General features: G+C 68.4%; 23 protein-coding genes. 13 read left to right on the top strand and 10 right to left on the bottom strand.

Translation table 11 applies throughout. The features are described 5' to 3' along the window. The first annotated feature begins 34 nt into the window (after positions 1–34). The 6 genes from EGH21_RS11565 to EGH21_RS11540 are packed head-to-tail and all read left to right on the top strand — an operon-like array spanning position 35 to position 7,616. A complete protein-coding gene (locus EGH21_RS11565; protein ID WP_220618620.1) occupies positions 35–3,163 on the top strand; it encodes a molybdopterin-containing oxidoreductase family protein in 3,129 nt (1,042 codons plus the stop codon). Further along, the gene (locus EGH21_RS11560; protein ID WP_220618619.1) at positions 3,163–4,338 is read left to right on the top strand and encodes a 4Fe-4S dicluster domain-containing protein; all 1,176 of its coding nucleotides are present in this window, start codon (positions 3,163–3,165) and stop codon (positions 4,336–4,338) included. Before EGH21_RS11565 ends, EGH21_RS11560 begins: the two co-directional genes overlap by 1 nt. Further along, positions 4,335–5,075 (top strand): TorD/DmsD family molecular chaperone, encoded by a 741-nt coding sequence (locus EGH21_RS11555; RefSeq protein ID WP_236035495.1) that lies wholly within the window; start codon positions 4,335–4,337, stop codon positions 5,073–5,075. Before EGH21_RS11560 ends, EGH21_RS11555 begins: the two co-directional genes overlap by 4 nt. After that, a complete protein-coding gene (locus EGH21_RS11550; protein ID WP_220618618.1) occupies positions 5,072–6,145 on the top strand; it encodes an ethylbenzene dehydrogenase-related protein in 1,074 nt (357 codons plus the stop codon). Before EGH21_RS11555 ends, EGH21_RS11550 begins: the two co-directional genes overlap by 4 nt. Beyond that, complete coding sequence (locus tag EGH21_RS11545) at positions 6,142–7,065, top strand: HEAT repeat domain-containing protein (RefSeq protein ID WP_220618617.1); 924 nt, start codon at positions 6,142–6,144, stop codon at positions 7,063–7,065. The genes EGH21_RS11550 and EGH21_RS11545 overlap by 4 nt, the downstream gene beginning before the upstream one ends. Then, positions 7,062–7,616: a hypothetical protein gene (locus EGH21_RS11540; protein WP_220618616.1), complete on the top strand. Its 555-nt coding sequence runs from the start codon at positions 7,062–7,064 to the stop codon at positions 7,614–7,616. The genes EGH21_RS11545 and EGH21_RS11540 overlap by 4 nt, the downstream gene beginning before the upstream one ends. On the opposite strand, the gene EGH21_RS11535 is transcribed toward EGH21_RS11540, so the two are convergent. Next, complete coding sequence (locus EGH21_RS11535) at positions 7,583–7,900, bottom strand: DUF6199 family natural product biosynthesis protein (protein WP_220618615.1); 318 nt, start codon at positions 7,898–7,900, stop codon at positions 7,583–7,585. The genes EGH21_RS11540 and EGH21_RS11535 overlap by 34 nt on opposite strands. Before the next feature lie 84 nt (positions 7,901–7,984). Here EGH21_RS11535 and EGH21_RS11530 point away from each other — a divergent pair, with 84 nt between their 5' ends. After that, positions 7,985–8,458 (top strand): SRPBCC family protein, encoded by a 474-nt coding sequence (locus EGH21_RS11530; RefSeq protein ID WP_220618614.1) that lies wholly within the window; start codon positions 7,985–7,987, stop codon positions 8,456–8,458. Here the strand turns inward: EGH21_RS11530 and EGH21_RS11525 are convergent, their stop codons facing one another. After that, on the bottom strand, positions 8,459–10,213 hold the full coding sequence (locus EGH21_RS11525) for a MutS-related protein (protein ID WP_220618613.1): 1,755 nt from the start codon (positions 10,211–10,213) through the stop codon (positions 8,459–8,461). It abuts the gene before it with no gap. 56 nt (positions 10,214–10,269) lie between these two features. Continuing rightward, complete coding sequence (locus tag EGH21_RS11520) at positions 10,270–11,094, bottom strand: cupredoxin domain-containing protein (RefSeq protein WP_220618612.1); 825 nt, start codon at positions 11,092–11,094, stop codon at positions 10,270–10,272. A gap of 234 nt (positions 11,095–11,328) precedes the next feature. Here EGH21_RS11520 and EGH21_RS11515 point away from each other — a divergent pair, with 234 nt between their 5' ends. Then, positions 11,329–11,952, top strand: coding sequence for a zinc ribbon domain-containing protein (locus EGH21_RS11515; RefSeq protein WP_220618611.1), 624 nt, complete (start codon positions 11,329–11,331; stop codon positions 11,950–11,952). A 45-nt stretch (positions 11,953–11,997) separates the two neighbouring features. Then, positions 11,998–12,735 carry a sporulation protein gene (locus EGH21_RS11510; RefSeq protein ID WP_220618610.1) on the top strand — a complete coding sequence of 246 codons (738 nt, stop codon included), beginning with the start codon at positions 11,998–12,000 and terminating at the stop codon, positions 12,733–12,735. 4 nt (positions 12,736–12,739) lie between these two features. Here EGH21_RS11510 and EGH21_RS11505 read toward each other — a convergent pair whose 3' ends face one another. After that, positions 12,740–15,574, bottom strand: coding sequence for a DEAD/DEAH box helicase (locus tag EGH21_RS11505; protein WP_220618609.1), 2,835 nt, complete (start codon positions 15,572–15,574; stop codon positions 12,740–12,742). 89 nt (positions 15,575–15,663) lie between these two features. On the opposite strand from EGH21_RS11505, the gene EGH21_RS11500 reads away from it, so the two are divergent. Then, positions 15,664–16,434 carry a creatininase family protein gene (locus tag EGH21_RS11500; RefSeq protein WP_220618608.1) on the top strand — a complete coding sequence of 257 codons (771 nt, stop codon included), beginning with the start codon at positions 15,664–15,666 and terminating at the stop codon, positions 16,432–16,434. A gap of 69 nt (positions 16,435–16,503) precedes the next feature. Continuing rightward, the gene (locus EGH21_RS11495; RefSeq protein ID WP_220618607.1) at positions 16,504–17,349 is read left to right on the top strand and encodes a class 1 fructose-bisphosphatase; all 846 of its coding nucleotides are present in this window, start codon (positions 16,504–16,506) and stop codon (positions 17,347–17,349) included. A 6-nt stretch (positions 17,350–17,355) separates the two neighbouring features. On the opposite strand, the gene EGH21_RS11490 is transcribed toward EGH21_RS11495, so the two are convergent. The 3 genes from EGH21_RS11490 to EGH21_RS11480 are packed head-to-tail and all read right to left on the bottom strand — an operon-like array spanning position 17,356 to position 21,102. Then, positions 17,356–18,105: a metallophosphoesterase gene (locus EGH21_RS11490; RefSeq protein WP_220618606.1), complete on the bottom strand. Its 750-nt coding sequence runs from the start codon at positions 18,103–18,105 to the stop codon at positions 17,356–17,358. 52 nt (positions 18,106–18,157) lie between these two features. Beyond that, positions 18,158–19,822 carry a hypothetical protein gene (locus EGH21_RS11485; RefSeq protein ID WP_220618605.1) on the bottom strand — a complete coding sequence of 555 codons (1,665 nt, stop codon included), beginning with the start codon at positions 19,820–19,822 and terminating at the stop codon, positions 18,158–18,160. Beyond that, positions 19,819–21,102, bottom strand: coding sequence for a Single-stranded DNA binding protein (locus EGH21_RS11480; protein ID WP_220618604.1), 1,284 nt, complete (start codon positions 21,100–21,102; stop codon positions 19,819–19,821). Before EGH21_RS11480 ends, EGH21_RS11485 begins: the two co-directional genes overlap by 4 nt. A gap of 235 nt (positions 21,103–21,337) precedes the next feature. Here EGH21_RS11480 and EGH21_RS11475 point away from each other — a divergent pair, with 235 nt between their 5' ends. Together EGH21_RS11475 and EGH21_RS11470 are read left to right on the top strand one after the other, a co-directional pair. Beyond that, a complete protein-coding gene (locus tag EGH21_RS11475; RefSeq protein ID WP_220618603.1) occupies positions 21,338–21,796 on the top strand; it encodes a hypothetical protein in 459 nt (152 codons plus the stop codon). A gap of 48 nt (positions 21,797–21,844) precedes the next feature. Beyond that, a complete protein-coding gene (locus EGH21_RS11470) occupies positions 21,845–22,519 on the top strand; it encodes a 2,5-diamino-6-(ribosylamino)-4(3H)-pyrimidinone 5'-phosphate reductase (protein WP_220618602.1) in 675 nt (224 codons plus the stop codon). Positions 22,520–22,525: 6 nt separating this feature from the next. Here the strand turns inward: EGH21_RS11470 and EGH21_RS11465 are convergent, their stop codons facing one another. The 3 genes from EGH21_RS11465 to EGH21_RS11455 all read right to left on the bottom strand — a co-directional run bounded on the left by EGH21_RS11465 (position 22,526) and on the right by EGH21_RS11455 (position 24,497). Next, positions 22,526–22,813, bottom strand: a complete 288-nt coding sequence (locus EGH21_RS11465) for a DUF7545 family protein (RefSeq protein ID WP_220618601.1) — start codon at positions 22,811–22,813, stop codon at positions 22,526–22,528. Between the two features lie 56 nt (positions 22,814–22,869). Continuing rightward, complete coding sequence (locus tag EGH21_RS11460) at positions 22,870–23,346, bottom strand: SRPBCC domain-containing protein (RefSeq protein WP_220618600.1); 477 nt, start codon at positions 23,344–23,346, stop codon at positions 22,870–22,872. Positions 23,347–23,450: 104 nt separating this feature from the next. Continuing rightward, a complete protein-coding gene (locus tag EGH21_RS11455) occupies positions 23,451–24,497 on the bottom strand; it encodes an NAD(P)/FAD-dependent oxidoreductase (RefSeq protein ID WP_220618599.1) in 1,047 nt (348 codons plus the stop codon). Between the last annotated feature and the right edge of the window lie 99 nt (positions 24,498–24,596).

Genomic DNA, 24,596 nt, shown 5'->3' with positions numbered 1-24,596 from the left:
GCCACCACCGACAGCGGAACTGGGGTGGTGCCCCGTGACACTGTCACGCCGTGACTTCCTGAGTGCGGCCGGTGCCGGTGCCATCGGCGCACTCGTCGGCAGTGGCTGGGGTGCCTCGCAAGCGACGGACCCGGTGACGAGCGTCGAGAACCCGCTCACGTCGTATCCGAACCGCGACTGGGAACAGGTGTACCACGACATCTACGCCTACGACGCCGTCGACTGGACGGTCTGTCACCCCAACTGCACGCAGTCCTGTGCGCTGAACTTCTACATGAAGAACGGCGTGCCGATACGCGCCGAGCAGGTGTACCACAACGAGGAGCCCTCTGTGGGGCCGTCGGGCTACGAGGACGCCGGCGTCAGCCAGAACTGGAACCCCCGTGGCTGTATGAAGGGACTGACGCTCCACCGGCGCACGTTCGAACCGTCCCGCATCAAGTACCCGATGGTCCGCAAGGGGTGGAGCCCGGACGACCCGAACCCCGAGGGCCGCGGCGAGGACGAGTTCGAGCGCGTCTCGTGGGACGAGGCCATCGACCTACTGGCCGAGAAGATGGCCTCGCTGGAGGACAACAAGCGGTTCCACGTCTTCAACGCCATCAAGGCCGACGGCCTGTTCACCCGCCACGGCGCGGGCCGGCGCCTCGCATCCGTCTTCGGCGGGTGTGAGTGGACGGAGTACGACTGGTACGCCGACCTGCCGCCGGGCCACGTCATCACCACCGGCTACCAGACGAGCGACGCCGACGCGGCCGACTGGCGCAAGTCCGACTACACCATCATCCAGGGGAAGAACCTCATCCACAACAAACTCGCGGACAACCACTGGTTCCAGGAGATGCGCGAGCGCGGCGGGGAGATGGTCGGCATCTACCCCGACTACTCGCCGACGGTCCAGAAGTGCGACCGGTGGCTCCCCATCCGGCCCGGCTCCGACCCGGCGATACCGCTCGGCGTCGCCCACGTCGTCATCCAGCAGGACCTGTACGACGCCGCGTTCATGCGGCAGTTCACGAGTCTGCCGTTGCTGGTCCGCGACGACGACGACAAGTACCTCCGCGCCCACGAGGTGTTCCCGGACCACAGCGAACCCGAGGGCGAGGAAGCGTGGGGCGAGTTCGTCGTCCTCGACCAGTCGGGAGACCCCGTCGCCGTCTCCCGCGAGGAGGTCGGCGAGGAGATGCCCGTCACGCCGACACTAGAGGCCGACACCGACCTCTCGCTGGCCGACGGGTCGACGGTCGGCGTCCGGACGGACTTCACCCGTCAGAAGACGAACGTGCTGGAGAACTACTCGCCCGAACAGGTCGAGGAGATTACGACCGTGCCCGCGGACGCGCTGGCGAAGACGGCCCGGGAGTTCGCCGCCGCCGAGAACGGACAGTGGTTCACCGGCGAGGGCATCAACCACTGGTTCCACGGCAACAGCGCACTCCAGCGCTCCATCTTCTTCGTCCAGTCGATGCTAGGCAACGTCGGCAAGCCGGGGTGTGGGTACTACAACTACTCCGGTCAGTACAAGATAGAACTGCTGGACGGCTATCCGCAGTACGTCAACCCCGACGGCCACTCGGCCCACGGGATGTACCCCGGCTACGCCCTCGCCTTCTTCGGCGGCGAGCGACTGGACCCCCACGAGATTCGCGGGGACTTCGACCGGGAACTGGACCTCGTCCCGCAGGGCGACGCCGAGGACCCGGTGATGCCGAAAGGAGCCGAGTCCTACACGATGTCGAAGCCCTCGGTCCTGTGGACGATGAACTGCAACCTCCTGAACCAGACGAAACACCAGGAGCACGTCATAGAGAACTTCGTGAAACACCCCGAGACGGAGAACGAACTGTTCGTCGTCTCGGACATGCACATGACCTACTCGGCCCGCCACGCCGACATCGTGCTCCCGGTGCCCTCGTGGCTGGAGTGTGACTACCCGGACATCACCGTCGGGCCGGAGAACCCGTTCGTCCAGATGGACCACGGGGTGATGGACCCGCTGTACGACACCAAACAGGACGGCGAGATAATCGCGCTGGTCGCCGAGCGACTCGACGAGAAGATTCCGCCGGAGGAGCGCCGCGTCGACTCCTACCGCGAGTACTTCGCGGAGTTCCTCGACGAGGACGGGGACGTGACCAACTACATTCAGGCGGCGTTCGACGCCGGCATCACCACCCAGGACATCGACGTCGAGGACCTCGAAGACGGCCCCGAGCGGTTGAACCTCAAGACCTACCCGCGAGTCCCGTTCTACTCGCAGATTCACGACGACCGACCGTTCTACACCAAGACCGGACGGATGGAGTTCCACAAGGAGGAAGACCGGTTCGTCGAACTCGACCGGGACGATTTGGACCACATCGAGAGCGTCGAGGGGACGCCGTACGAACCGAACGCGAAGTGGCCCGAGGCCGGCGAGGGGTCCAACGACCTCTACGAGGAGGGGTACCAGTTCTACTACAACACCCCCCACTCGAAGTACCGGACCCACTCGTCGTGGGGCATGACCGACTGGAACCTCGTCTGGTCGGCCCGTGACTTCGGGAGCGTCAGCGCCGACCCCGAGGGGACCGAACGCCTGATAGACGACTTCTCGTTCCCGGAGGGGGAGGGCGACACCAGCGACGCGCCGCCGCTGGGCGAGGCGTTCGTGGAGATGCACCCCTCAGACGCTGCGGATATCGGCGTCGAGAACGGGGACTACGTCCGCATCAGCGGCACCCGGGGCGACACCGTCGTGCGCGTGATGGTCAGCGAGCGCCAGCGACCCGGCGACGCCGGCGACATGGGCCAACTGACCATCTGGCACGGCTGGTGGCCCCAGCACTTCCCCGACGACGAGGCGTCAGAGGACGGCATCAAGGGGTTCAACGTCACGACGAACATCTGGCTGGACCCCGGTCAGGAGACCGACGACCTCGTCCACAAGGGCGTGTTCGGCGACCCGAACGTCTCCGACGTGGTCGACGAGGACGTCGCGTGGCACGGTGCGGAACTCGAACACGGCTACGAGGAGACGGTGTGGGCGCCGACGGGCGTCAACAGGGACGACCTCGTGACCGTCGAGAAGTACGAGGAGGCCGACTGGTGGCCCGGCGACGCCAGACGGGACGACCTGATGCAGGACTACATCGGCGGCAGTCTGCAGGGAGGTGGCAACTGATGGCGAAAACCTACAACCCACAACTCGGTCGCGAACAGCCCTACCCCTACGAACATCGCGAGGAAGAGCGGGACTACCACTGGGGGATGGTCATCAACACGAACCGATGTATCAACTGTAACACCTGCTCGTTCGCCTGCAAGTCGACGTGGACCAGCGGCGAGGGCGAAGAGTACATGTGGTGGATGAACGTCGAGACCGAACCTTACGGCGGCTACCCCATGGGATGGGACATGAAACTCCTCTCGGAACTCGAGGAGGACCAGACCATCTTCGAGGCTGCCGACGCCGACGAACAGGTCAAGGGCTACATCGCCCAGAAGGAGGCGTGGGAGTACCCGGCGCTGGGCGACGACCAGGCCCACGGCGAGTACCCCCGGGGCGACGTCGTCGAGTCCGACCTGGAGAACGACGAGTACCACGACATCTGGCAGTTCTACCTCCCGCGCCTCTGTAACCACTGCAAGAACCCCGCCTGTCTCGCCGGGTGTCCGCGACAGGCCATCTACAAGCGCGAGGAGGACGGCATCGTCCTGCTGGACCAGGAACGCTGTCGCGGCTACCGCCGCTGTGTGAAGGCCTGTCCGTATCACAAGCCGATGTACAACCCCGAGACGGGCATCACGGAGAAACCGGTCGGCTGTTACCCACGCATCGAGGAGGGGAACGTCCCGCGGTGTGTCTCCTCGTGTATCGGGAAGACGCGCTTGCACGGGAACATCAACCGCGGGCCCGACGCGGCGTCGCCCGGCGGCAACGCACCCGGCGGCCGGTCGCCCATCAACTACCTCGTCCACTCCGACGAGAAGGTGGCCCTGCCGCTGTACCCGCAGTTCGGGACCCAGCCACAGGTGTTCTACATGCCGCCGTACCACGTCCCGCCGGAGTTCCTCACGCAGATGTTCACGCCGAACACCGACCAGAAGCGCAACGACTGGCCCGGGTCGACCTACGAGGAGTCCGTTCGAATCGTACAAGAGCGGGTTCGAGACCCGAGCCACCACGTGCTTGGCATCCTCCAGTTGTTCGGCGCGACGACCCGCCTCGTCGAGACGTACACCGTGAAGGAGAACCGCGTGAAAGGGTGGGACCAGAACGGCGAGAAGGTCGTCGACATGCCCATCTACGAGGACATCGAGGTCCGCGAGGGCGAACAGTGGACGAACCAACCATGACGGGGGACAGCATGACCGACACGGACGTCGACACGACCGACCCGGCGTTCCACAGCGCCCGGGCGGCGCTGTACGCCGCCACGGCCGGGGCCTTCGTCTACCCCGACGAGGAGACACTGAGGGAGCTACAGAGCGAAGATGCCGTCGAAGGTATCGAGCAGGCCGCGGACCGACTCGGACTCGCGAGCGAGGCGGCGCGGTTCACCGCGGCCCTCGCCGACGCCGACGCGTCCGACCTCCAGTCGACCTACACCGACCTGTTCGGCCTGCCGACGGACGAGGGGACCTATCCGGTCGTTCCCTACGAAGGCAACTACACGGCGGGCGAGGAGATAGACAAGCAACAGCGTCGCATCGCCGCCGTCGTCGGCCTGCTGGAGACTGTCGGTCTCGAACCGAGCGACTCGTTCGGCGAACGGCAGGACCACGTCGTCACCGAACTGGAACTGCTACAGGTCGCCGCCGGTCAGCGAGCGGTCGTCGCCGACCGGGCCGACGACCCGAGCGAGAACGAGGTGGCCACGGAGATACAGGGCATCGAGGCGGCGGCGCTGGCGAACCACCTCGCGCCGTTCGTCCCCGCGATGGCTCACGACCTGCGGGAGACGACCGACTGTGAGGTGTATCTGGCCGCCGCCGACCTCGCGGAATCCCTCGTCGAGCTAGACGACGCGGTACACCCCGACCCGCCGACGCGGCCCGACGAACTGTCGCCGCCGGGGGTGACGGCGCGATGAGCGTCGCCGGCCCGCTCTCGCGACTCCGCCGCTCCGAACTCGTCGACGGCGAGGCGGCGGTCCGCTCGACGCTGGTCGCCGTCGTCGTGGCCGCCGGCGTCCTCCTCGCGCAGGGCGCGGTGGCCGCCGCGGTCACGAGCGGTGCGCAACCGACCGCACAGGTCGCGACCGCGCCGACCTCGCCGTCGGCGGCGACGTGGGACGACGCACCAGTTCGGACCGTCTCGCTCCAGAAACAGCAGATGGCGGTCCCCTACGGCGGGGGGTCGACCGACGAACTGGACGTGCAGGTGGCGACCAACGAGAGCCACGTCGCCCTCCGCCTCTCGTGGGTCGACCCGACCAGCGACGACGGCATCCGGTCGCCGCGCAACTACAGCGACGCCGTCGCCGTGATGGCCCGCGCCGGCGACCAACCGCCCATCACCATGGGGGCCACTGGCGAACCGGTCAACATCTGGTACTGGCGGTCCAGTTGGCAGTTCGGGAACAAGTCCTCGGAGTGGTCCGGCGACATGTACGCCTACCCGCACCCGGACGCCGAGACCAAGCCCGGCCGGGCCGCCGGCAACCCGCTCTCGCGGGCGGCCTACGAGAACTACGCGCAGAACTACTACGCCGAGGGGTACGGGTCACTGAGCCACGCACCCACACAGCCAGTGCAGGCCCGCGGCGAACGTACGGACGACGGCTGGGCGGTGACGTTCACCCGGAAGCGACAGACCGAGGGTCAGTTCGACGCGTCGTTCGACGGGTCCGAGACTGTGTATCTGGCCTTCGCCGTCTGGAACGGTAGCGCCGACGAGGTCAACGGCAAGAAGTCCATCACGTTGCAGTACTCGACGCTGGACGTCGAGAGCGGCGAACTGCGACCGCCCGAGAGCGGCGGGTCCGGTTCCAGCGGCTCCGGCGGGAGCGGCGCGTCGAGCGCCGGCGACAGTGGCGGAAGCGCCGGTAGTTCCGGTGGCGCCGGCGACTCCGGGTTCGGCGAGTTCGGTGGGATGCTCGGCACCGCCGTCTCCGCCATCGTCGCCTCGTGGCTCGTCGCCTACTGGAGGCTCGCACGATGACCTTAGAGGACTACCACAGCGCCCGCGACGGCGCACCGGCCGAGGACGAACGGTCCCTCCGCGAGTGTCTGACCGACCCGAGCCAGCGGCGCAGCGCCGCACTCGCGCTGGTCGACGTCGCCGAACGGGACGGCCTCGCGGACGAGACGGTCGACGCACTCTCCCGCGTCGTCACGGAGACGGGCGGGCCGGACACCAGACAGTTCGCCGTCGAGGCACTCGGGTTGGCCGGCGCGGGCGGCGACGCGATTCGGCGGGCGCTCGGCGACGACCACGAGTGGGTCCGCGCGGAGGCCGTCGTGGCGCTCTCCCGTGCAGCTCCCGACGACACCGACGCGCTCCGGGCGGCGCTGGACGACGACAGCGGGTGGGTTCGACGCAACGCGACCATCGCGCTGGGGAAACTCGGGGCCGTCGACCACGATCTGCTCGTCGACCGTATCAAGACCGACCCGCACCCGGCCGCGCGTGAGTACGCCGCACAGTTCCTCCCGGAGGTGGCCGAGGACACCGACGAGGCGGTTCGCATCCTCGCCGCGCTCCTCGCTCGCGAACCGAACGCCTACGTCCGGGCGAAAGCCGCCGACGGCCTCGGCGAACTCGCGACCGACCGCGCCGAAGAAGCGCTGGAGCGGCAGGGGCTGTCCGACCGGAGCGACGACGTGCGCCGGACCGCCCGCGTGGCCCTCGCGAACGCCCGCGGCACCGACCCCGAGGACATCGATATTCCCGGGCAGGGAGGCGACGAGTCCGCGCCACCGATGGCCGCTCCCCCCGGTGGGTCGGACGCCCCGAGTCCGGCGGACCCACGCTCGGGCCCGGACCACGACCAGCAGGGACGGCGAGACCAGCACCCGCCGAGCGGTCCCGGGCCGGCCCCGAGTCGTGAGTACGGTCACGACGGGGGTGGGCCGCGATGAGCGAGGCCGACGAGGCGGAGCCACAGCAGTCCGTGGCGCTGTCGATTCCGCCCGAGTACGCCGCGGAGTTCGTCGCCGAGGTGTTCGAGGACGCCGAGCGGTCGACCGACTGGCCGACCGTCGTCGACGCGTACGTGCCGTCGGCTCACCGCGAGGCGTGGGCCGAACTCACGGCGAGAGCACAGGTCACGCAGATTCTCGACCGCGCGGCCGCCTACGACGAGGAGACCGTCGAGGTTCTGGCGTCCATCCCGTCCGACGCGGACCGCTCGCACGCCGAGTCGCGATTCGACGAGGCGCTCCGACGGCGGCGCAACGCCGACGGGTTCCGGAACGCCGTCGCCGACGCCTACGCGTCGGGCCACGTCGGCGACGACGCACTCGTCGGGGCCGTCGAGGACGCGGGGTTCGAGACGGACACGATAGCCGAACGGGAGGAGAAACTGGAACTCGTCGCCGAGAAGCACGGCTTCGAGTTCAGACCCTACGGCGGGACGCTACTGGACGAGGACCGGTATCAGACCGACTCGTCCGACTCGGCGACCTGGTGACCGTCGCCGCGCTCGTCCTCGCTCTCGATTTCCACCGTCTCGACATCCTCGTCGGTGTCGAGGTCCCCCGCGAGCAGACCCGTGAGGCCGGTGACTAGCATCCCGACGCCGGCGATCCGCGTCGCTCGGACGTACCAGTCTTTGGGTTCGAGGTCACCGGGGTTCTCGTAGCCTGCGAGGAGGAACTTCGCGTTCAGTTTGATGGCCTGCCGCGGGAGAAACACGGCGAGCAGTCCCTGGCCGACCATCCACGCGTAACTGAGTGGGAGGAGTCGTCGTATCATCGGGTCCACGTTGGACCCACACCCACGTCAACCCCCGCCCCTACGAGCAGGGGCCGTTTTGTCCGTCGGAACCGTATCTGGCCCATGGCCGTCAGCACCGTCGACGACGTCTGGATAGCCGCACCGGTGTCGGAGGTGTTCGCGTTCATGGACGAACCGACCAATCAGGCCGCCGTGACGCCGAGTCTCCGGACGGCCGAACGTATCGAACGGCGTCCCAACGGCGGTAACCGTGCCCGCTACGTCTACCGGATGTTCGGGCTCTCGTTCGAGGGCGAGGTGGTGGCGACGACGTACGACCCGGACGACCGCATCGTCTACGAGATGCGCGGCGACCTCACGGGGACGATATCGTGGACCTTCACGCCCGAGGACGGGGGCACCAGACTGACCTACGCCGCCGAGTACGACGTGCCGGGGCCGGTGCCCGAGTTCGTCGTCGCGCCCCTCGTCAGGTGGTACAACCGGCGAGAGGTCGCGCAGTTGCTGGCCGACGTCCGGCGTCGACTGGAGGACGACGAGAGCGTCGACCGGCGGGCGGAGCGGGCGTCGCCCTGACTACTCACCCTCGGTCCAGAGCGCGTCCGAGAGGGTCCGCTGGACGGCCTCCTCGCCGACGGCACGGGCCAGCGTCTCGAACCCGCTCCGCTCGACGGGGTCGTTCGCGTTCGCGACGAGTCTGGAGACGATGAACTCCGGCGTGGACTTCCCGACGGTGCCGAAACGCGGTTGGTAGTCCACCAGCAGGTCGAGGTCCTGACTCAACCCCTCGGCGAAGATGCCGTCGGTGCGGGCCTCGTCGGGCAGTGGCTCGAGGTCCGCCGCGAGGTGGGTGACGAACACGCCGAGCGCGTCCCGGTCGACCGTCAGCGTGACGAGGCCGTGCAACAGGTTCGCCGCCGAGCCCGGTTCCGTGATGGCCTCGAACTCGTCGACGAGCATCAGCGCCCGGTCGCCGCCGGTCAACGGCGGGACGACCGACCGGAGCGTCGACTCGAGGACGCCCGCGTTGAACGACGCGTGCCGGCGGTGGAAGACGACGGTGTCGACCAGTCCGACCTCGGCGGCCTCGGCCGGGACGGGGAGCCCCATCTGCGCGAGCAGTTGGACCTGACACAGCGTCTCCAGCAGGGTGGTCTTCCCACCGGAGTTCGCCCCCGTGAGGACGGCCACCCGGTCGCCGCTGGGCGGGTCGTTCGCCGAGTGGACCTCCAGCGTGTGGTCGCCGATCGCGTAGGTGACCGGCTGGACGTCGTCCGTGTCGGCGAGCGCGAGGTTTCGGGCGTTGCGGACGGCGATGGTCTCGCGGTCGACGAAGGTCGGCCGGGTCAGTTCGTAGGCGATGGCGAACCGGGCCAGCGACACCCACAGTGCGATGTCGCCGACGGCGGTGACGGCGGCGTCGACGTCCGCACGCGCCGCTTCGAGGTCGTCTTCGAGGCTGTCGGCGACCGCCTGCTCCCGTTCCTCGACGGCGGTCCGGAGCGAGGCGCGCAGTTCCCGGAGGGCGGCGTCCACGAAGTCCCGTGCGTCGGTCGCTCCGCCGGGCATCGCGTCCCTGACCCGCGTGCCGTCGACGCCCGTCTCGTCAGTGACGTGCCGGACCAGCGCGTCCTGAAACTCGTCGGGGCGGCGCGCGCCCTCCTGTACCGCTTCGACCACGTCGGGCGTCGCCGCGGCGAGGTCCTCTATCTGGCCGAGTTGGGTCCGCAGGCGGTCGAGTTGTTCGTCCGCGCCCTCGCCCACGCGGTCGCCCTCGCCAGCGAGACCTGCGAGGGCGGCCCGAGCGTCAGAGAGCGCGTCGCCGTCGAGACTCGCGACCGCCTCGAACACCCCCTCGGAGACGCCCGTCTCTTTCAGTGCGAGCGCCGTCTCGACGGCCGCCCGTTCGCCACCGGTCTCGTAGCGTTCGAACGCGTCGAGGACGGCCTGCTGGTCGCTCTCCGAGAGGTCAGCCCACGTGTCGCGGGCCGCCAGTACGTCGTCGAGGCGGTCCGTCATCGCTTCCCGGGTCGGCAGCGGCGTCAGGACGCGAATCCTGTCGGCCGCGTCGGCCGTGACGGCGTACTCCTCGGCGAGGTCCAGCAGTTCCTTGTACACGTCGCGCGTGTCCCGGGTGGCCAGCAGGTCCATCGACTCGGCTCCCGTGGCCCGCCGGAGGATGCGTGTCGCCCGCCCTCTGGAGAGGCCGGCCGCCGTGAGTGTACGCGTGTCCGCCGACTCGATGGCTTCGACGGCCCGTTCGACGCCCAGTTCCTCGCTCAACAGGTCGGACGTCTTCGGGCCGATGCCCCAGTACTCCTCCAGTCGCATAGGCGGGCCGACGGACGGCCCGGATTTAGTCGTTTATCATGGCTCTCCGGGCCGTCTCACCCTTCGGACTCCCCGGACTGCGTCTGGTTGGCTTCGAGTGATTGCCAGTCGACGGTGCCCTCCTCGACGATGTCCGACGGCCGGAGCGACGGGTCGGTCAACGTCACGCGGGCGAGGCCGACCGGTCCGGCCCGCGGCTCGGCCAGATTCTCCGGGGTCGACGTCTCGAAGGGCGCTTCGGTCACGTCGCCGACGACGACGCGCATCGCCATCCCGAACCCTTCGTGGGGGGAACAGAGCATGTCGTACACGCCCGGCGTCTCGAAGGCCAGTAGCCACGTGTCCGAGACAGGCTCCGGGGGGCCGGCCTGCTGGTCGTCGCCCTGCCCGCCGGTCTCGGTCTGTCCACCGCCTTCACCATCGTCACCGCCGTCACCCTCACCCTCGCCGCCACCCATCTCCGACGGCGGCGCTATCTGGTCGTCGGCTATCGACCCGGGGCGCCACCCGAGCACTGGCGAGGAGTACCCCTCCACGCCGGTCGGCACTCGTCGTCGCATCCCGAAGCGAGGGTGATAGGCGACGACGTTGTGGTCGGGGGTCGTGAACACGAACTTCACCACGTCGCCGGGCTGAACGTGCAGGCCAGTCGGCTGATAGAAGAAGTCCAGCGGACGGTTCGGGTTCGTGGCCGGTACCTGGATACGGGTCTGGACTTCGTGCACGCTGTTCTGTCCGTCGGCCGTCTGTGAACCGTCGCCGTCCTGTTGACCGTCGTCGGCCTGTGCCGTCGCCGTCCCACCGATGCCGGACAGCAGCGCACCGCCACCGAGTGCCTTCATCACGTCTCGCCGCGAGGAGTCGGTCGGATACTGTCTCATAGTCGGTCGTCCACACTCGTTGTACTTTGTTACCAAGTCTACCGTGACAGGAGCCAGAGAACAAGGTCGCGTTACCCAGTCCTCTCGGTTCACCGCCCGACTCGAAAGCCAATCTTTGGCCTGATAGGGTCGTCATAGCCGGGCCCCGTCACGTCCGTCATCGGACTCACACGAGCGCCGAGGGTCGGTGTCCGCTCCGGACCACTCAAGCACCTCGCGGGGTAAGCGACCCGTATGGCCGACCGGTCCGAGGCCGGCGAACCGACATGTCCGGCGTGTGGGGCGCCGCTCGAGACGCTCACTGACGAGTGTTCGTCCTGCGGAGAGCGGCTGTTCACCGACGAGCAACTGACGCGACTGGACGAGCAGATGGCGGCCGCGTTCGCACACGAACGGGACGGCGCACCGGGCTGGGCGGTCGCCCTGACGGGACTGGCACTCGGCGTCGCCATCGCGCCGCTGGTGGTGTACACGGCCGTCATCGCCGTCGGCGGCCTGTCGCTCGCCGTGCTCGTCGGCCTCGCGCTCGCGGGCTGGTTGCTCCCCGCCGCCTACCTCGGACGGTTCCCCACGCCCAGCGCGGCGCTCGCCCGCGGCCTCTACCTCGTCGTCGCCGGCGTCGGGGCCGTCCTCGTCGCCCTCGCCTACGACGCGTCCACCGGTGGGACCTCGCTCGTCACCCAGCGAACCGGGCTGGTCGCGACGCTGCTCGCTATCCCCGCCATCGTCGCCGTGCTACTGGCCCGTCGCGTCGCGGCCCGGGCCGCGAGACAGGCCCGCGGCGAACCCGGACCGTTCCACGAGCGCGCCGGTATCGAACCAGCGGACGACGGCGACGAGTCCGACGACGCCCCCTGACTCCCACGAAGTTTATACCCGAAGGCGATACCACACTCGCTTGGCATGAAAGACGTGCTCTCCCGCATCGGAATTGGTTCCGCTCGCGTCGATACAGTCCTCCCTTCCAGTACGGTCCGCGCCGGCGACTCAGTCGACGCCGAAGTCCACGTCGAGGGTGGGTCGACCGATCAGGACGTCGACGCCATCTACTTCGCGCTGGAGACGGCGTACCGCACCGAGGAGGGGTACGCCGACGCCATCGTGGACAAGTGGCAACTCACCGAGCCGTTCACTATCGAGTCTAGCGAGGAACGGCGCTTCGAGACGACCATCGACGTCCCGCGGCGGACGCCCGTGACCGTCGGGTCCGTCGCCGTCGAGATAGAGACGGGGCTGGACATCTCGATGGCCGTCGACCCCGACGACGAGGACCGAATCGAGGTCCGGCCGACCGAGCGCCTGCAGGCCGTCTTCGACGCGCTGAAGAACCTCGGGTTCTCGCTTCGGTCCTCGTCCTGTGAGGCTCGTCCCGGTGGCGTCTTCGCCACCTCGGCGAGTTTCGTTCAGGAGTTCGAGTTCCGCCCACAGCGCGGCGAGTTCGCCGGCGAGGTGGACGAAGTCGAGCTAATCCCGGTGTACGACGAGGGCGGTCTGACCGTGCACATGGAAGTGGACCGGCGCGGTGGTCTGCTCTCGGAAGCCATGGACATGGACGAACGCCACACCTCCTTCACCGTCCAGAACGCCGACCCGTCGGCTATCGAACCGTCGCTGACGCAGGCGATACGCGACCTGAGCTAACTGCCTAGCCCCAGAACGACTGGGTTCTGGCGTACTCCCGTTCCTGTCGGAGGATGTCCCGGTAGAACTCGTCTTCGTCCTCCCGCAGGCGGTTGATGATGCGAGCGGCGTTGTGCGGCCCGACGCCGCGCGCGGCGAGGGCGACGACGGCCTGCTTGCCGTGGGTCTGGACGAGGGACCCGGCGCGGTAGGCGCGTTCGGTCATCTTCTCCTGTTCCGCGTCCTTCTCGTCGGCCCGCACCGCCGAGACCACCTCGTCGGCCCACGGGTTCAGCGCGGCGACGCGGGTCGACCCACACTTCGGGCACTCCGGTTGGTCGCGAACCCGGCCGACCTGCTGCTTTCGGTCCCAGTCCTTGCAGTGCAGACAGACGAGGAGGACCCGGTCGCTCTGGATGCGCTCCTTGACCGTCTGGATGACGCTGGCGTCGGCGTTCTCCGGCGAGAGGAGTTCCCGGCCCGACGAGCGACCGCCGAGGCCGACGGGCGTTCGCTCGGCCACCGTCTCCAGCGCCACCTCGCCGGACTGGAGGCGTTCCAGTAGCGTGGCCGTCGCCTCGATAGCGAGGTCCTCGTGTCGAACCTCTCGCAGTGCCTCCTCGTACATCGGGGTGTCCTCCAGTGCCGCCAGCAGTCGGTCCCGACCGAAGTCCGTCGACCCGCGGCCGCGCCAGCGCTTGAGCGACCCGAACTTGGTGGCGACCTGTGCGAGTTTGAACTTCAGCGCGTCGGCGTTCTTCAGGCTCAACTCCACCAGAGCGGGGATGTGGTCGGGGTCTGTCTCCTCCAGCACTTCGACGACGTCGCCGGCGGTGATTCGCCGGGGGACCTCCAGTTCGATGCGGTAGGGGTCCACCTCCATCGCGACGGAGGACCCGGCCCGCTGGCCGAGCAGTGCAGAGAGGATGCGACCCAGCGTCTCGTTGACCGTGTGGCCGTAACACGAGTTGACGACGACTTCGCGGCCGTGGAACTCCACGAGGACGGTCCCGTCGTCGGGAATCGGTCCTTCGTGGGTCTCCAGTTGCGAGAGGCCGTCGGCGACCGTCTCGTGGTCGCCGTCGTACCGGGCGGCGACGTGCGAGGCGACCGAGTCGACCGGTGCACCGTCCTTCAACTGACGCCCGGCCACGCGGCGCAACTCGCCCACTTCCTGTGCGACGGCCTGCGGCACCGGAATCTCGGACCCGGTCCACGACGGCACCTCGCCGGCCGGGTCCTCGATAGGCGAGACGGTCACCACTTCCTCCTCCTCGTCGATGTTGGTGATACGCCACATCTCGCCGCGCTGGACGAACACCTCCCCGGGCGTGGCGAAGTTGACGACGAAGCGCTCGTCTAGAGTCCCGACCTGCTGGCCCGACGCCACGTCTTCCACTTCGTAGGTGGCTTCGTCGGGAATCATCGAGAGGTTCTGGTAGAAGTACTGCCACGTGCCGCGGCGTTTCTCCAGCGTATCTCGCTCCTCGTCCAACCAGACGACGTTGTTCGCGGCCAGTTCCCGCACGACCTCTTTGAACTCGGCCTCCCCGAGGTCACGGAACGGGTGTGCGCGGGTGAGGACGTGGTAGGCCTCCATCGCGCGGACCTCGCCGGTGTCCATCACGAGGCCGGCTATCTGGTTGGCGACGGTGTCGAGGCTCCCGTCGTGAATCTGCGCGGGTTCGACGTCGCCGTCCTGGGCCTGCCGGGCGATAGCCAGCGCCTCCAGCGTGTCGTCGGCGTGGGTCGTGACGACGGTGCCCGAGGACACCTCGTCGCGGCGGTGGCCGGCGCGGCCGACCCGTTGGACCAGTCGGGACACCTGCCGCGGACTCCCGTACTGGACGACGTGGTCGACGTGGCCCACGTCGATGCCCAGTTCCATCGAGGAGGTACACAGCAGGGCGTCGAGTTCGCCGGCCTTGAACCGGTCCTCGACGTCGATGCGGGCCTCCTTCGAGAGGGACCCGTGGTGGACGCCGAGGTTCGTCCCGAGTTCCTTGAACCGCGACCCCAGCGCCTCCGCTGTCTGTCGGGTATTGACGAACACCAGCACCGACTCCTTCTCGGCTATCAGGTCGTCGATGTAGCGGACGTGGCTGGCCGTCTCGGCGTCGGTGACGAGTTCGCTGGAGAGGCGCTCGTCCCGGTCGGTCACCTGCGGACGGACCACCTCCACTTCGAGGCGACTGCCGATGTCCACCTCGACGACAGAACAGGGGCCGCCACCGGTGAGGAACCGGCCCACCTCGTCGGGGTCACCGACCGTCGCCGAGAGGCCGATGCGCTGGAACCGTCCCGCGACCTCTCGCAAGCGCTCCATCCCCACCGTCAACTGCGCGCCACGTTTGGCGGCAGCGAGTTCGTGCACCTCGTCGACGACGACGTGGTCGACGTCCTCCAGCGCTACGCGGAGTTTCGACCCGGTCAGCATCGCCTGCAACGTCTCCGGCGTCGTCACCAGCACATCCGGCGGGTCGTTCGCCTGTTTCTGTCGCTGGTAGTCGGTGGTGTCGCCGTGGCGCACGTCGACGTCGAGGCCGAGCGTCTCGCCCCACCACTCCAACCGTTCGCGCATGTCCCGGTTGAGCGCCCGGAGCGGCGTGATGTACAGCGCGCCGATGCCGAACCGGTCGTCGGCCTGCACGAGTGCGTCCAGCACCGGGAGCATCGCCGTCTCCGTCTTCCCGGTCCCTGTGGGGGCGACCACGAGGGCGTCGTCGCCGCGGGCGAGCGTCGGGATGGCCTTCCGCTGTGGCTCCGTCGGCGTCGTGAACCCGCGGTCAGAGAGGGCGGCCCGCACGTCGTCGCCCAGCGCAGTGAACGCGTCCTGACCCTGTGTCACCCCGTCGGTCATCGAGGCCGTCTAGCGACTACATCGGGTTAAACACGTTGTGACACGGACTGTCGCACACGTTGAAGACTCCGGGGCGCACACTACCGCGTATGTATCTCGCCGACGAGGCGTGGCCGGACCTCGAATCGTACTTCGAGTCGGAGTCGCTGGTGCTGGTGCCGCTGGGGTCGACCGAACAGCACGGCCCGCACCTCCCCGAGGCGACGGACCACCTCATCGCCGAGTCGTTCGCGCGGGCCGCCGCCGAGGACACCGGCTACCTCTGTACGCCGACCGTCAACGTCGGGGTCAGCCCCCACCACCGCCAGTTCCACGGGACGATGTGGGCCGACGCGCCCGCGTTCCGGGACTACGTCGAGAGCATCACCAGAAACCTCGCGTACCACGGCGTCGACCGCGTTATCTTCGTCAACGCCCACGGCGGCAACGTCGAACACCTCCGGGAGGTCGGCCGTCGCCTGCGGGACGACGGCACGATGTACGCCATCGAGTGGATGTGGGACGAGAGCATCACCGACCTCGTCGAGGAGGTGTTCGAGACGCCGGGGCCCCACGGCGGCCCGAAGGAGACGTCGCTCGTCCAGTATCTCGCCCCGGAGTTGGTCCACGAGGACCGCATCGAGGATGCACGGGACGGCGGCCTCCGCGAGTTCGACGAGTCGACCGGCCGAGTCCACGGCGCCCGCACCTTCTACGACGCCATCGACAACACCGAGAACGGCGTGCTGGGCGACCAGACCGACGCCTCGGCCGAGGTGGGCGAGGAACTGTTCGAGGCGGCCCTCTCGAACCTCTGTGGGCTCTGTGAGTGGCTGGACGACCAGCGATTCGAGGACCTGTTACCGAGAGACCACGTGTAGGCTTATGTCGCTGCCCCGACGACGTAGAAGCATGCTAATCGAACCTGCAGAGAGTGCGAGGGTGGCGCGATGAACACGCTGGACGCCATCGAGCGCGCGGTCAAGGACACGGCCCACTACGTCAGCAGCAACCTCGCGAACTACGCCGGCCGCTCGGGCACGGAGAACCCGAGCGGCGAGCAACAGGTCGGGGGCGACGTCTGGGCCGACGACCTGTTCTTCGACGCCCTCTCGTACGTCGACGGCGTCGGCGGCTACGCCAGCGAGGAACGGGAAGCCGTCGTCGACTGCGGCGAGGGCTACACCGTCGCTATCGACCCGCTCGACGGTTCTGCGAACCTCGCCTCGAACAACTCCGTCGGGACCATCGTCGGCGTCTACGACGGCGAGTTACCCGCGAGCGGGCACGACATGGTCGCCTCGACGATGGTGCTGTACGGTCCGTACACGACGATGACCGTCGCGCGCGAGGACCGCGACGTGGTACAGGAGTACCTCCTCCGGGACGGCCACAGCGAGCGCTGGGGCACCTTCACTCTGCCCGAGGAACCGGAAGTGGTCGGTATCGCCGGGAAGTACAACGAGCGAAGCGACTCGATGAACGAGTTCGCCCAGCAACTGTCACGGGAGCTCAAACTCCGGTACGGCGGTGCGACCGTCGCGGACCTCGCGCAGGTACTGGAGTACGGGGGGCTGTTCGGCTACCCGGCGACGGAGAGCTACCCCGGCGGGAAACTCCGCGTCCACTTCGAGGCCGCGCCGCTCGCGTACCTCGTCGAAGCGGCCGGTGGCGGGTCGACGGACGGCCACCAGTCCCTCCTCGACGTCGACCCCGACGGTCTCCACGCCCGGACGCCGACGTTCCTCGGGAACACGGAGCTTATCGAGCGGACAGAGAACGCGCTCGGCGAGTAGGGCGACTCAGACGCGCCGGTACTGCCCGAGACGGGTCCCGTCGAGCAGGAACGCTTCCGTGTCGGCCATCCCCTCCGGGAGGAACGGCGCGAGGAACGCCTGGCCCTCGACGTTGACCCACGTCCCGCCCGAGCGGTCGTTGAACGCCGGGAAGACGACGAGGTCCGCGCTCGTCTCGACGTCGACGCCGTAGTGGTCGGCGAACGGGTCGGCGATCAGCGACCCACGGAGCCACGCCTGCTCCTTGCGAGCGCCACCGACCTCGTCCTCTAACCGGACGACCGGATGTTCGTGGCCCATACAGACCACCGCGGCGTTCAGCACGTCGGGCGCGGGCCACGTGTGGCCGTGGGCGAACCCCACGTCGCCGATGCGGGTGCCGTGGCCCGGCGTCACCTCGACACCGGGTGCGACGTCGTCGAGGACGCCTTCGAGGTCGCCGTCGTGGTTCCCCTTCACGAGCGTCACCGGCACGTCGACGGCCTCGAACAGCGCCGCGAGTTCGTCGCGTTCGTCGTCGAACGGCGACCCGATGGCGTGCCCGAGGTCGCCGAGCACGACCAGTCGGTCCGCTCGGGACCGGTCCAGCAGCGACAGCAGTCGCTCGCGCCTGCGCTCGGCGGCGGACTGGAGTTCGACGCCGTCGTAGCGGAGGCCGGCCTCGATGCCGGCGTGATAGTCGGCGACGGCCAGCAGTCGCTCCCCGTCGGTGTCGACGGTCGCGGCCGGTGCGTCGGGGAGCGGTTCGACGCGCATCGCTGTCGGGTTGGCGACGACGGGAGAAAAGCGGCCCGCCTCGGCGACCGGTTCAGATGGGGGTTAGCTTGCCGTCGTCGGGTTCGTAACAGCGACCGCCCATCAGCGCGTCCTGAATCGCGTCCTCGACGGCGTCGGGGTCGGCACCGTACCGCTCGACGACGGTCGAGCGGACCGTCTCGCGGTCCGCGCCGCTCCCGTCGTTCAACTCCGTCATCACGTCCATGACGGCGTCTTCGAGGTCGACGTCCTCGGCGTCCGGTGTGTCGGCCGCGCCGGAGTCGTCGGGTGTCGTCTCGTCGGCCCCCGCGTCGGTCGCCGTCTCGGGCGTCTCCGCGGGCGCGTCGCTCGTCGCGGCTTCGGCGCCCGGTTCGACGGCCTCGTCGCCCGCCGGCGCACCGGGCGAGTCCGGAGAAGAGTCCGCGTCGGCGGCCCCGGCCGGAGCGCCGGACTCGGCGGCGTCGGCCAGTTCGTCGGGGTCCGGCGTGTCGATGTCGGCCTCGCCGGCGTCGTCGACCTCCGTCCCGCTCTGGAAGTCGGTGCCGTACTCCTGTTCTATCTCCTCGCGCTCGTCGTCGTCGAGTTCGAACTCGGTGTCGAAGTCGCCGACTGCGTCCTCGTCGGCCCCGACGTCGGTGGTCCCCGAGTCGGTCGGAGCCGTCTCGGCGGTCGGTTCGACGGTCTCACCCTCGTCTGTGGTCGCGTCCGCCGTGCCGACGCTCTCGCTTTCGGTCTCGAAGTCGCCGAGTTCGTCGTCGGCGTCCGCGCTCACGTCGGGCGACGCCTCGGTACCGCTGGTGGTCGCCTCGACTGGCTCACCGGACGCCTCGGTGTCGGTACTCGACGGCTCGCTGGCCGGAGTCGTCGTCTCAGTGTCGGCCTCGGTGGTCGCCTCCGTCGAGTCAGCCTCCTCGCCGACGGTGGCGTCGGTCGTCGCCGGTTCCGCGTCGGCGCTCGTCTCCGGTGCGACGCTGTCGGCGTCGAGGTCCGTCTCCGCGAGCACCGGAATCGGGTCGTCGGTGCCGTCGCCGGGCGACAGCGACAGCGATTCGGCCTCGTCGAGTTCGCCGGCGACGACCCGGGCCGCGTCCAGCGAGAGGTCGCGGACCGCTTCGAGGTAGTCGCCGGTCGTCCCGTAGTGGTCCAGCGCGAGGGTGATGCCCGCGGCCAGACTCTCGTCGACGCTGGACTCGACCAGCGAGGCGTGGAGTTCGTCGCCCGAACGCCCGGACTGCTTCGCGCTGGCCGTCGTCGCCACGCGGTCGATGGTCTGCTCGGCGGCCTGCACGACCCAGCGGTCCCGCGTGTCCGCGTCCACCTCGCTGATGGACTCGGGCCGGATAGAGGTGAACACGCGGTCGCCGTCCTCCGGTTCGAACGTTCTGGCCTTCCCGGTGACGGCGACGAACATCGGCGGGGTCGCCGATTCGAGGAACGCCAGCGCGTCCGGTTGGTACTGGCCCGCGTAGACCACGAACGGGCCGGTCGGGTCGACGATGCGGGCGCGCAGGACCTCCTCGTTGACCTGTTCTATCTCGGTGAGGACACCGACGACGAACAGGCGGTTGACCCGCGCGCCGGTCGGCGTGACGACGTAGTTCGGCGCTCGTTCTTCGTCGGATTCGGAGTACGAGAAGTCCGAATCGTCGAACTCCGCGGCGAACAGGCGGTGGGCCACCTCGCGGCGTCCGGGGCCACCGTCCTCGGACTCGCTCATGCGTCCACCTCCCGGAGGAGGGTGGTCGCACGCTCTGCCGGGTCGTCCTCGGACTCGGCGAACTCGCTGGCGTTGAGGTTGGCGCCGTACTCGTCGACCGAGAGCGACCCACGGACGACGTACTCGAGGCCGACGACGTGGTCGGCGATGCGGTCCGCGACGACCTCCTTGTCCATCGCGTCCCGAGCGTGTTCGCGGGCGTCCTCCAGGTCACCGCCGTAGATTCTGGCGGTGAGTTCGTCGTCTAAGATGACGGTGACGGTGGCGGTGCCGTCGTCGAGTATCGCTTTGGTCCGCAGGTCGTCTTCGCCCTCGACGGCGCCGTGGGAGCGACACTGTCCGTTCTGGATGACGCGGCCACACTCCGGACAGCGCTCGATGAGGCCGGATCCGTCGCGTATCTCGATGACGTTGCCTGCGAGTTCGACGTCGAACTGGCCGCCGCTCTCGACGGCCTCGCGAATCGACATCCGCGGGGCGTCGTCGGCGACTGCGACCGACTCCGAGAGGGGCGTCACGGTCGAGAACTCGGAGACGTTGACCGACGGCGCGCCACGGAACTCCCGGACGAACGTCTCCTCGATGCGGACCGACGCCCCTTCCTCGATGGCGTCGTGTGGCTCCCAGTCGGTGAAGGGGAGCCGGCCGGTCGCGTCGCCCAACACGCCGCTGAGGATGGTCGTCTCGCCGTCGCGGCCGTCGATGACCTTCTCCTCGCACTCGAGGACCTGCACCTCGACGGTGATACCGCGGTCGCCGGGTTCGAGGTCCCTGAGCGACGCCTCGCCGCCGACCTCGGCGTCGACGTCGAGCGTCTCGTCGACGACGCTGGTCTGGGTGCTGTCGCCGAGGTTGAGTTCGGGCTTGCCGTCCCACTCGCGGACGCCGGCGTTCCCGAACTGCATGGTCTGGCCGGGTTCGAGGTCGGCGCCGAAGCCGTCCCACGCGGTGTAGGAGATGGTGCCCGACTCGTCCGCGAGTTCGCCCTCGCGGATGACGTGCTGTTCGCCGTTGTACTGGATGGACCGTCGACCGGACGTGAGCACCACGGCGGTGACCGTCACGTTCGAGTCGTCGGTGGAGACCTCGCTGATGGCCTTGCTCGACGGGGTGCCGTCGCTCCCGCCGCCACCGCCGTCGCCGTACTTCCGTCGGAGGCTCTGTTTGGCCTCGTCCATCGGCACGGAGTACTCCACGAGGTTCTTCAGGTCGCGTCTGACCTCCTCTTTGTCGACGCCGAGGTCGGAGGCGAGTTCCTCGGCATGGTCTTCGAGAGACATCGAACGGGGGTTCGGCGGGGGCGTTGAAAAGGGTTTGTGGGCCGACGCGGTCGCGCCAGTCGTGTCGGCGAGAGACTACGTCGGCCGTTATTTTTATTGCTGATAATGCTCATCTCCGTCTATATGTCTCGAATATGCCGTCTGTGTGGCCTGAAAAGCCATTCTACACAATCTTTGGGCCAGTCGACGGCCGCTATCGTGGACTCTGAAACCGGCGCTCAGGGGGGTTCGTAGCGTGGGTGGCGTCTTCGGGTCCAAGCCGTCCGACGCACACGTCGTCTGGCGGAGCGGCCGGGACGACGACGGGAAGAAGCGCTTCGACTTCGAGTATCTGGAACTGTGGGCGGCCCACTTCGGCGTCGACTACGAGGAGTGGGAGCGAGTCGACCACGACCGCGGCGACGAACCCCGGAAACAGTACGCCTGCGTCTTCCGCTGGGCCGAGAGCGGCGGGCAGGAAGTGTCGCTGGGCGGCGAGACGTGGACGATGGGCGCCGCCGAGCGCCCCCGGACGTTCGTCGAGATAGACGAGGCGGGGATAGTCCGTCTGAAGGGGTGGACGAGCGAGACCACCGTCGACGTCGACGAACTCGTCCTCGACGGGACGACGCTCAGACTGCGGACCGCAGACGGCGACCGGAAGGCGCTCGACGTCGAGAAACTGGCCACCAGACCCGACGCGAACGTGACCTGAGTCCTCGGAACCGAAACCCGTTTCCTCTCTACTCGCCTGCCGTCTCGTATGTACGTGGTCGTCAACGCCGCGATGAGTGCCGACGGGAAGCTTTCGACCCGGCGTCGCGAGCAGATTGCTATCTCGGACCCCGACGACTTCGATAGAGTCGACCAGTTACGGGCCGACAGCGACGCGGTCATGGTCGGCGTCGGGACGGTACTGGCCGACGACCCTTCGCTGACCGTCGACGACCCGGACCGCCGCGAGGCCCGCACGGAACGCGGCGACTCCGCGAACCCCGCCCGGGTCGTCGCCGACTCGCGCGTCCGCACCCCGCCGGACGCGAAGGTACTCGACGGCGCGGCGGAGACGTACCTGCTCGTCAGCGAGGCCGCGCCGACGGACTTCGTAGAGGAGATGGAGGCCGCGGGAGCCTACGTCGTCGCCACCGGCGAGGACCGCGTCGACCTGACGACGGCGCTCGCGAAGCTGGAGGGGGAGGGCGTCGACCAGTTGATGGTCGAGGGCGGCGGGGAACTCATCTTCGGCCTGTTCGAGGAGGGACTGGTCGACGAACTCTCCGTGTTCGTCGGGCCGAAGATTCTGGGCGGTCGGGACGCGCCGACGCTCGCCGACGGCGACGGGTTCGTCGAGAAGTTCCCGGAACTGGACCTCACCGGCGTCGAACGACTCGACGACGGCGTCCTGTTGACGTGGTCGGTCGACGGTCGAACCGAGTAGAACGAGTCAGTGGTCGTGGCCGGTCATCTCGCCGAAGGAGGCGCCGAAGCGCTCCTCGAAGAGGTCGAGGGTGAGTTCCTCCAGCGCGGCTATCTCCTCGTCGGGTTCGCCCTGACTGTGGTGGACGGCGCCGTGGATTCGCTGGGCGAGACCGAACATCGCGATGTCGCCGACGACCTCCGGGTCCGTCTCGTCGGCCTCCTCGCGGAGGATGTCGAGCAGCCCGCTCGGGACGGTCAGTTCGTCGGTCGCGTCGTCGCCTTCGATAGTCAGCGTGACAGTGTCGTTTGCCATAGCGAGTCGTTCGCCCACCCGACGGAAGGGTCTGTCGGGTTCGTGTCCCTCGCGTGTCAGGCCGCGGCGCGGTCGGCGTCGTCTCCGGCCCCCACTGGCGACGTGACGCCAGATTCGACACGGGCCTTCAGTGTCTCGTTCATCGCCTCGAATCCGCTCTGGATGTCTCCCTCATCGAGGAGCAGACCGACGAGCAGGCCGGAGAAAGACTCGCCGTGGTGGAGTCGGGTGCGACCGTCGTCGAGGGCTTCCAGCCGGAACTCGTGACGGCCGTCGAAGAGGCCACGGACGCCCAGTTTGCCCAGCCACTCGAGGCGCTCGCCGGGAACAGCGGCCGTGACGCGGGGCGTGAACCCCATACCGCGGCCCTCCGGCGGTTCGATGCGGACGCTGAGGCGCTCACCCTCCGCGACGGTGCCGTCGATAGCTGTGACGAAGGGGTTCCACTCCGGGTACGCGTCGAAATCGGTCAGCGTGGCCCAGACGTGTTCGGGGCCCGCGTCGACGTCGATGGTGGTCGTGACGGTCTTCATAGACGGAGAGACGACCGCTGAGGGAATAAAGACAGACTGAGACGTGTCTGCACGTATGCCGGCTCGAAAACGGGAAGCCACAGTCGGTCGGGGAGCGGTGGTCCTCAGTCGTCCGCCGCTTCGGCGGCGGCCTCGGCCTCGTTCTCCGCTTCGGGGAGGTCTTCGAGGTAGTCGTCGGCGTCGATGGCGGCCTTACAGCCCATCCCGGCGGCGGTGACGGCCTGCTGGTAGTGGTAGTCGACGACGTCGCCGGCCCCGAACAGGCCCTCGACGTCGGTCGCGGTCTGTCCCCCGCCCTTGCCACCCTTCGCGACGATGTAGCCCGTCTCGTCCAGTTCGACGCCGGTGTCTTCGAGGTACTCCGTGTTCGGCGTGTGGCCGATGGCGATGAACACCGCGCCGACGTCGAAGTCGAACACCTCCGTCTCGTCGTCGTCCACCTTCTCGGAGGGGTAGCCCGACTCGTTGCGGGCGAGGGTGACGTGGTCGACGCCCTCCTCGGCGCTGCCGTGCATCTCCAGCACCTCGGTGTTGCGCATGATCTCGATTTCGCCCGACTCGACCTTCTTCTGGACCTTGTCTATCCAGTAGTCCTCCGCGCGGAACTCCTCGCGGCGGTGGGCGATGTAGACGGTGTCGGCGAACTTCGTGAGGAAGTGGGCCTCCTCCATGGCGGCGTCGCCACCGCCGACCACCAGCATGTCTTCGCCGCGGAAGAACGCGCCGTCACAGGTCGCACACGTCGAGACGCCGTAGCCCATCAGGTCGTCCTCGCCGGGGATGCCCAGCGTGCGTGCGCTGGCACCCGAGGCGGCGATGAACGCGTCGCAGGTGTAGACGTCGCCGTTGGTGAGTTCGACGCGGAACGGACGCTCGCTATCGTCGACCGACTCGACGACGCCGTGTTTCAGTTCGGAGCCGAACTGCTCGGCCTGCGCTTTCATCTCGTTGATGAGGTCCGGGCCGGAGATGCCCTCGGGGAAGCCGGGGTAGTTCTCGACTTCGCTCGTGAGCGTCAACTGGCCGCCCGGTTCGTCCCCTTCGAGGACGAGGGGGTCGTTGTTGCTGCGGGCCGCGTAGATGGCTGCTGTCAGGCCGGCGATGCCGGTCCCGGCGACGATAAGTCGGCGGTGTTCCTCGGTGTCTGTCATTACCCGTCTTACTCTATTGGACCGTATTTACCTTGCGCTGTCGTGGCGGGCGCGCACAGTCACGCCGACAGGCTTACACGCTCGCCGTCGCTCGCTCCG

The sequence above is a fragment of the Haloarcula rubra genome (assembly GCF_019599465.1).
GTDB lineage: Archaea > Halobacteriota > Halobacteria > Halobacteriales > Haloarculaceae > Haloarcula > Haloarcula rubra.
Note: the sequence above shows the minus strand (reverse complement) of the source record. Positions and strands in the feature narration are given on the sequence as shown.

Bases quoted from the DNA above. Each gene is read 5' to 3' on its own strand.
- EGH21_RS11535 (WP_220618615.1), bottom strand. From the start codon at position 7,900: ATGATACGACGACTCCTCCCACTCAGTTACGCGTGGATGGTCGGCCAG.
- EGH21_RS11455 (WP_220618599.1), bottom strand. From the start codon at position 24,497: ATGACAGACACCGAGGAACACCGCCGACTTATCGTCGCCGGGACCGGC.
- EGH21_RS11545 (WP_220618617.1), top strand. From the start codon at position 6,142: ATGACCTTAGAGGACTACCACAGCGCCCGCGACGGCGCACCGGCCGAG.
- EGH21_RS11540 (WP_220618616.1), top strand. From the start codon at position 7,062: ATGAGCGAGGCCGACGAGGCGGAGCCACAGCAGTCCGTGGCGCTGTCG.
- EGH21_RS11525 (WP_220618613.1), bottom strand. From the start codon at position 10,213: ATGCGACTGGAGGAGTACTGGGGCATCGGCCCGAAGACGTCCGACCTG.
- EGH21_RS11505 (WP_220618609.1), bottom strand. From the start codon at position 15,574: ATGACCGACGGGGTGACACAGGGTCAGGACGCGTTCACTGCGCTGGGC.
- EGH21_RS11485 (WP_220618605.1), bottom strand. From the start codon at position 19,822: ATGAGCGAGTCCGAGGACGGTGGCCCCGGACGCCGCGAGGTGGCCCAC.
- EGH21_RS11490 (WP_220618606.1), bottom strand. From the start codon at position 18,105: ATGCGCGTCGAACCGCTCCCCGACGCACCGGCCGCGACCGTCGACACC.
- EGH21_RS11460 (WP_220618600.1), bottom strand. From the start codon at position 23,346: ATGAAGACCGTCACGACCACCATCGACGTCGACGCGGGCCCCGAACAC.
- EGH21_RS11530 (WP_220618614.1), top strand. From the start codon at position 7,985: ATGGCCGTCAGCACCGTCGACGACGTCTGGATAGCCGCACCGGTGTCG.
- EGH21_RS11520 (WP_220618612.1), bottom strand. From the start codon at position 11,094: ATGAGACAGTATCCGACCGACTCCTCGCGGCGAGACGTGATGAAGGCA.
- EGH21_RS11555 (WP_236035495.1), top strand. From the start codon at position 4,335: ATGACGGGGGACAGCATGACCGACACGGACGTCGACACGACCGACCCG.
- EGH21_RS11500 (WP_220618608.1), top strand. From the start codon at position 15,664: ATGTATCTCGCCGACGAGGCGTGGCCGGACCTCGAATCGTACTTCGAG.
- EGH21_RS11465 (WP_220618601.1), bottom strand. From the start codon at position 22,813: ATGGCAAACGACACTGTCACGCTGACTATCGAAGGCGACGACGCGACC.
- EGH21_RS11515 (WP_220618611.1), top strand. From the start codon at position 11,329: ATGGCCGACCGGTCCGAGGCCGGCGAACCGACATGTCCGGCGTGTGGG.
- EGH21_RS11480 (WP_220618604.1), bottom strand. From the start codon at position 21,102: ATGTCTCTCGAAGACCATGCCGAGGAACTCGCCTCCGACCTCGGCGTC.
- EGH21_RS11510 (WP_220618610.1), top strand. From the start codon at position 11,998: ATGAAAGACGTGCTCTCCCGCATCGGAATTGGTTCCGCTCGCGTCGAT.
- EGH21_RS11495 (WP_220618607.1), top strand. From the start codon at position 16,504: ATGAACACGCTGGACGCCATCGAGCGCGCGGTCAAGGACACGGCCCAC.
- EGH21_RS11550 (WP_220618618.1), top strand. From the start codon at position 5,072: ATGAGCGTCGCCGGCCCGCTCTCGCGACTCCGCCGCTCCGAACTCGTC.
- EGH21_RS11470 (WP_220618602.1), top strand. From the start codon at position 21,845: ATGTACGTGGTCGTCAACGCCGCGATGAGTGCCGACGGGAAGCTTTCG.
- EGH21_RS11560 (WP_220618619.1), top strand. From the start codon at position 3,163: ATGGCGAAAACCTACAACCCACAACTCGGTCGCGAACAGCCCTACCCC.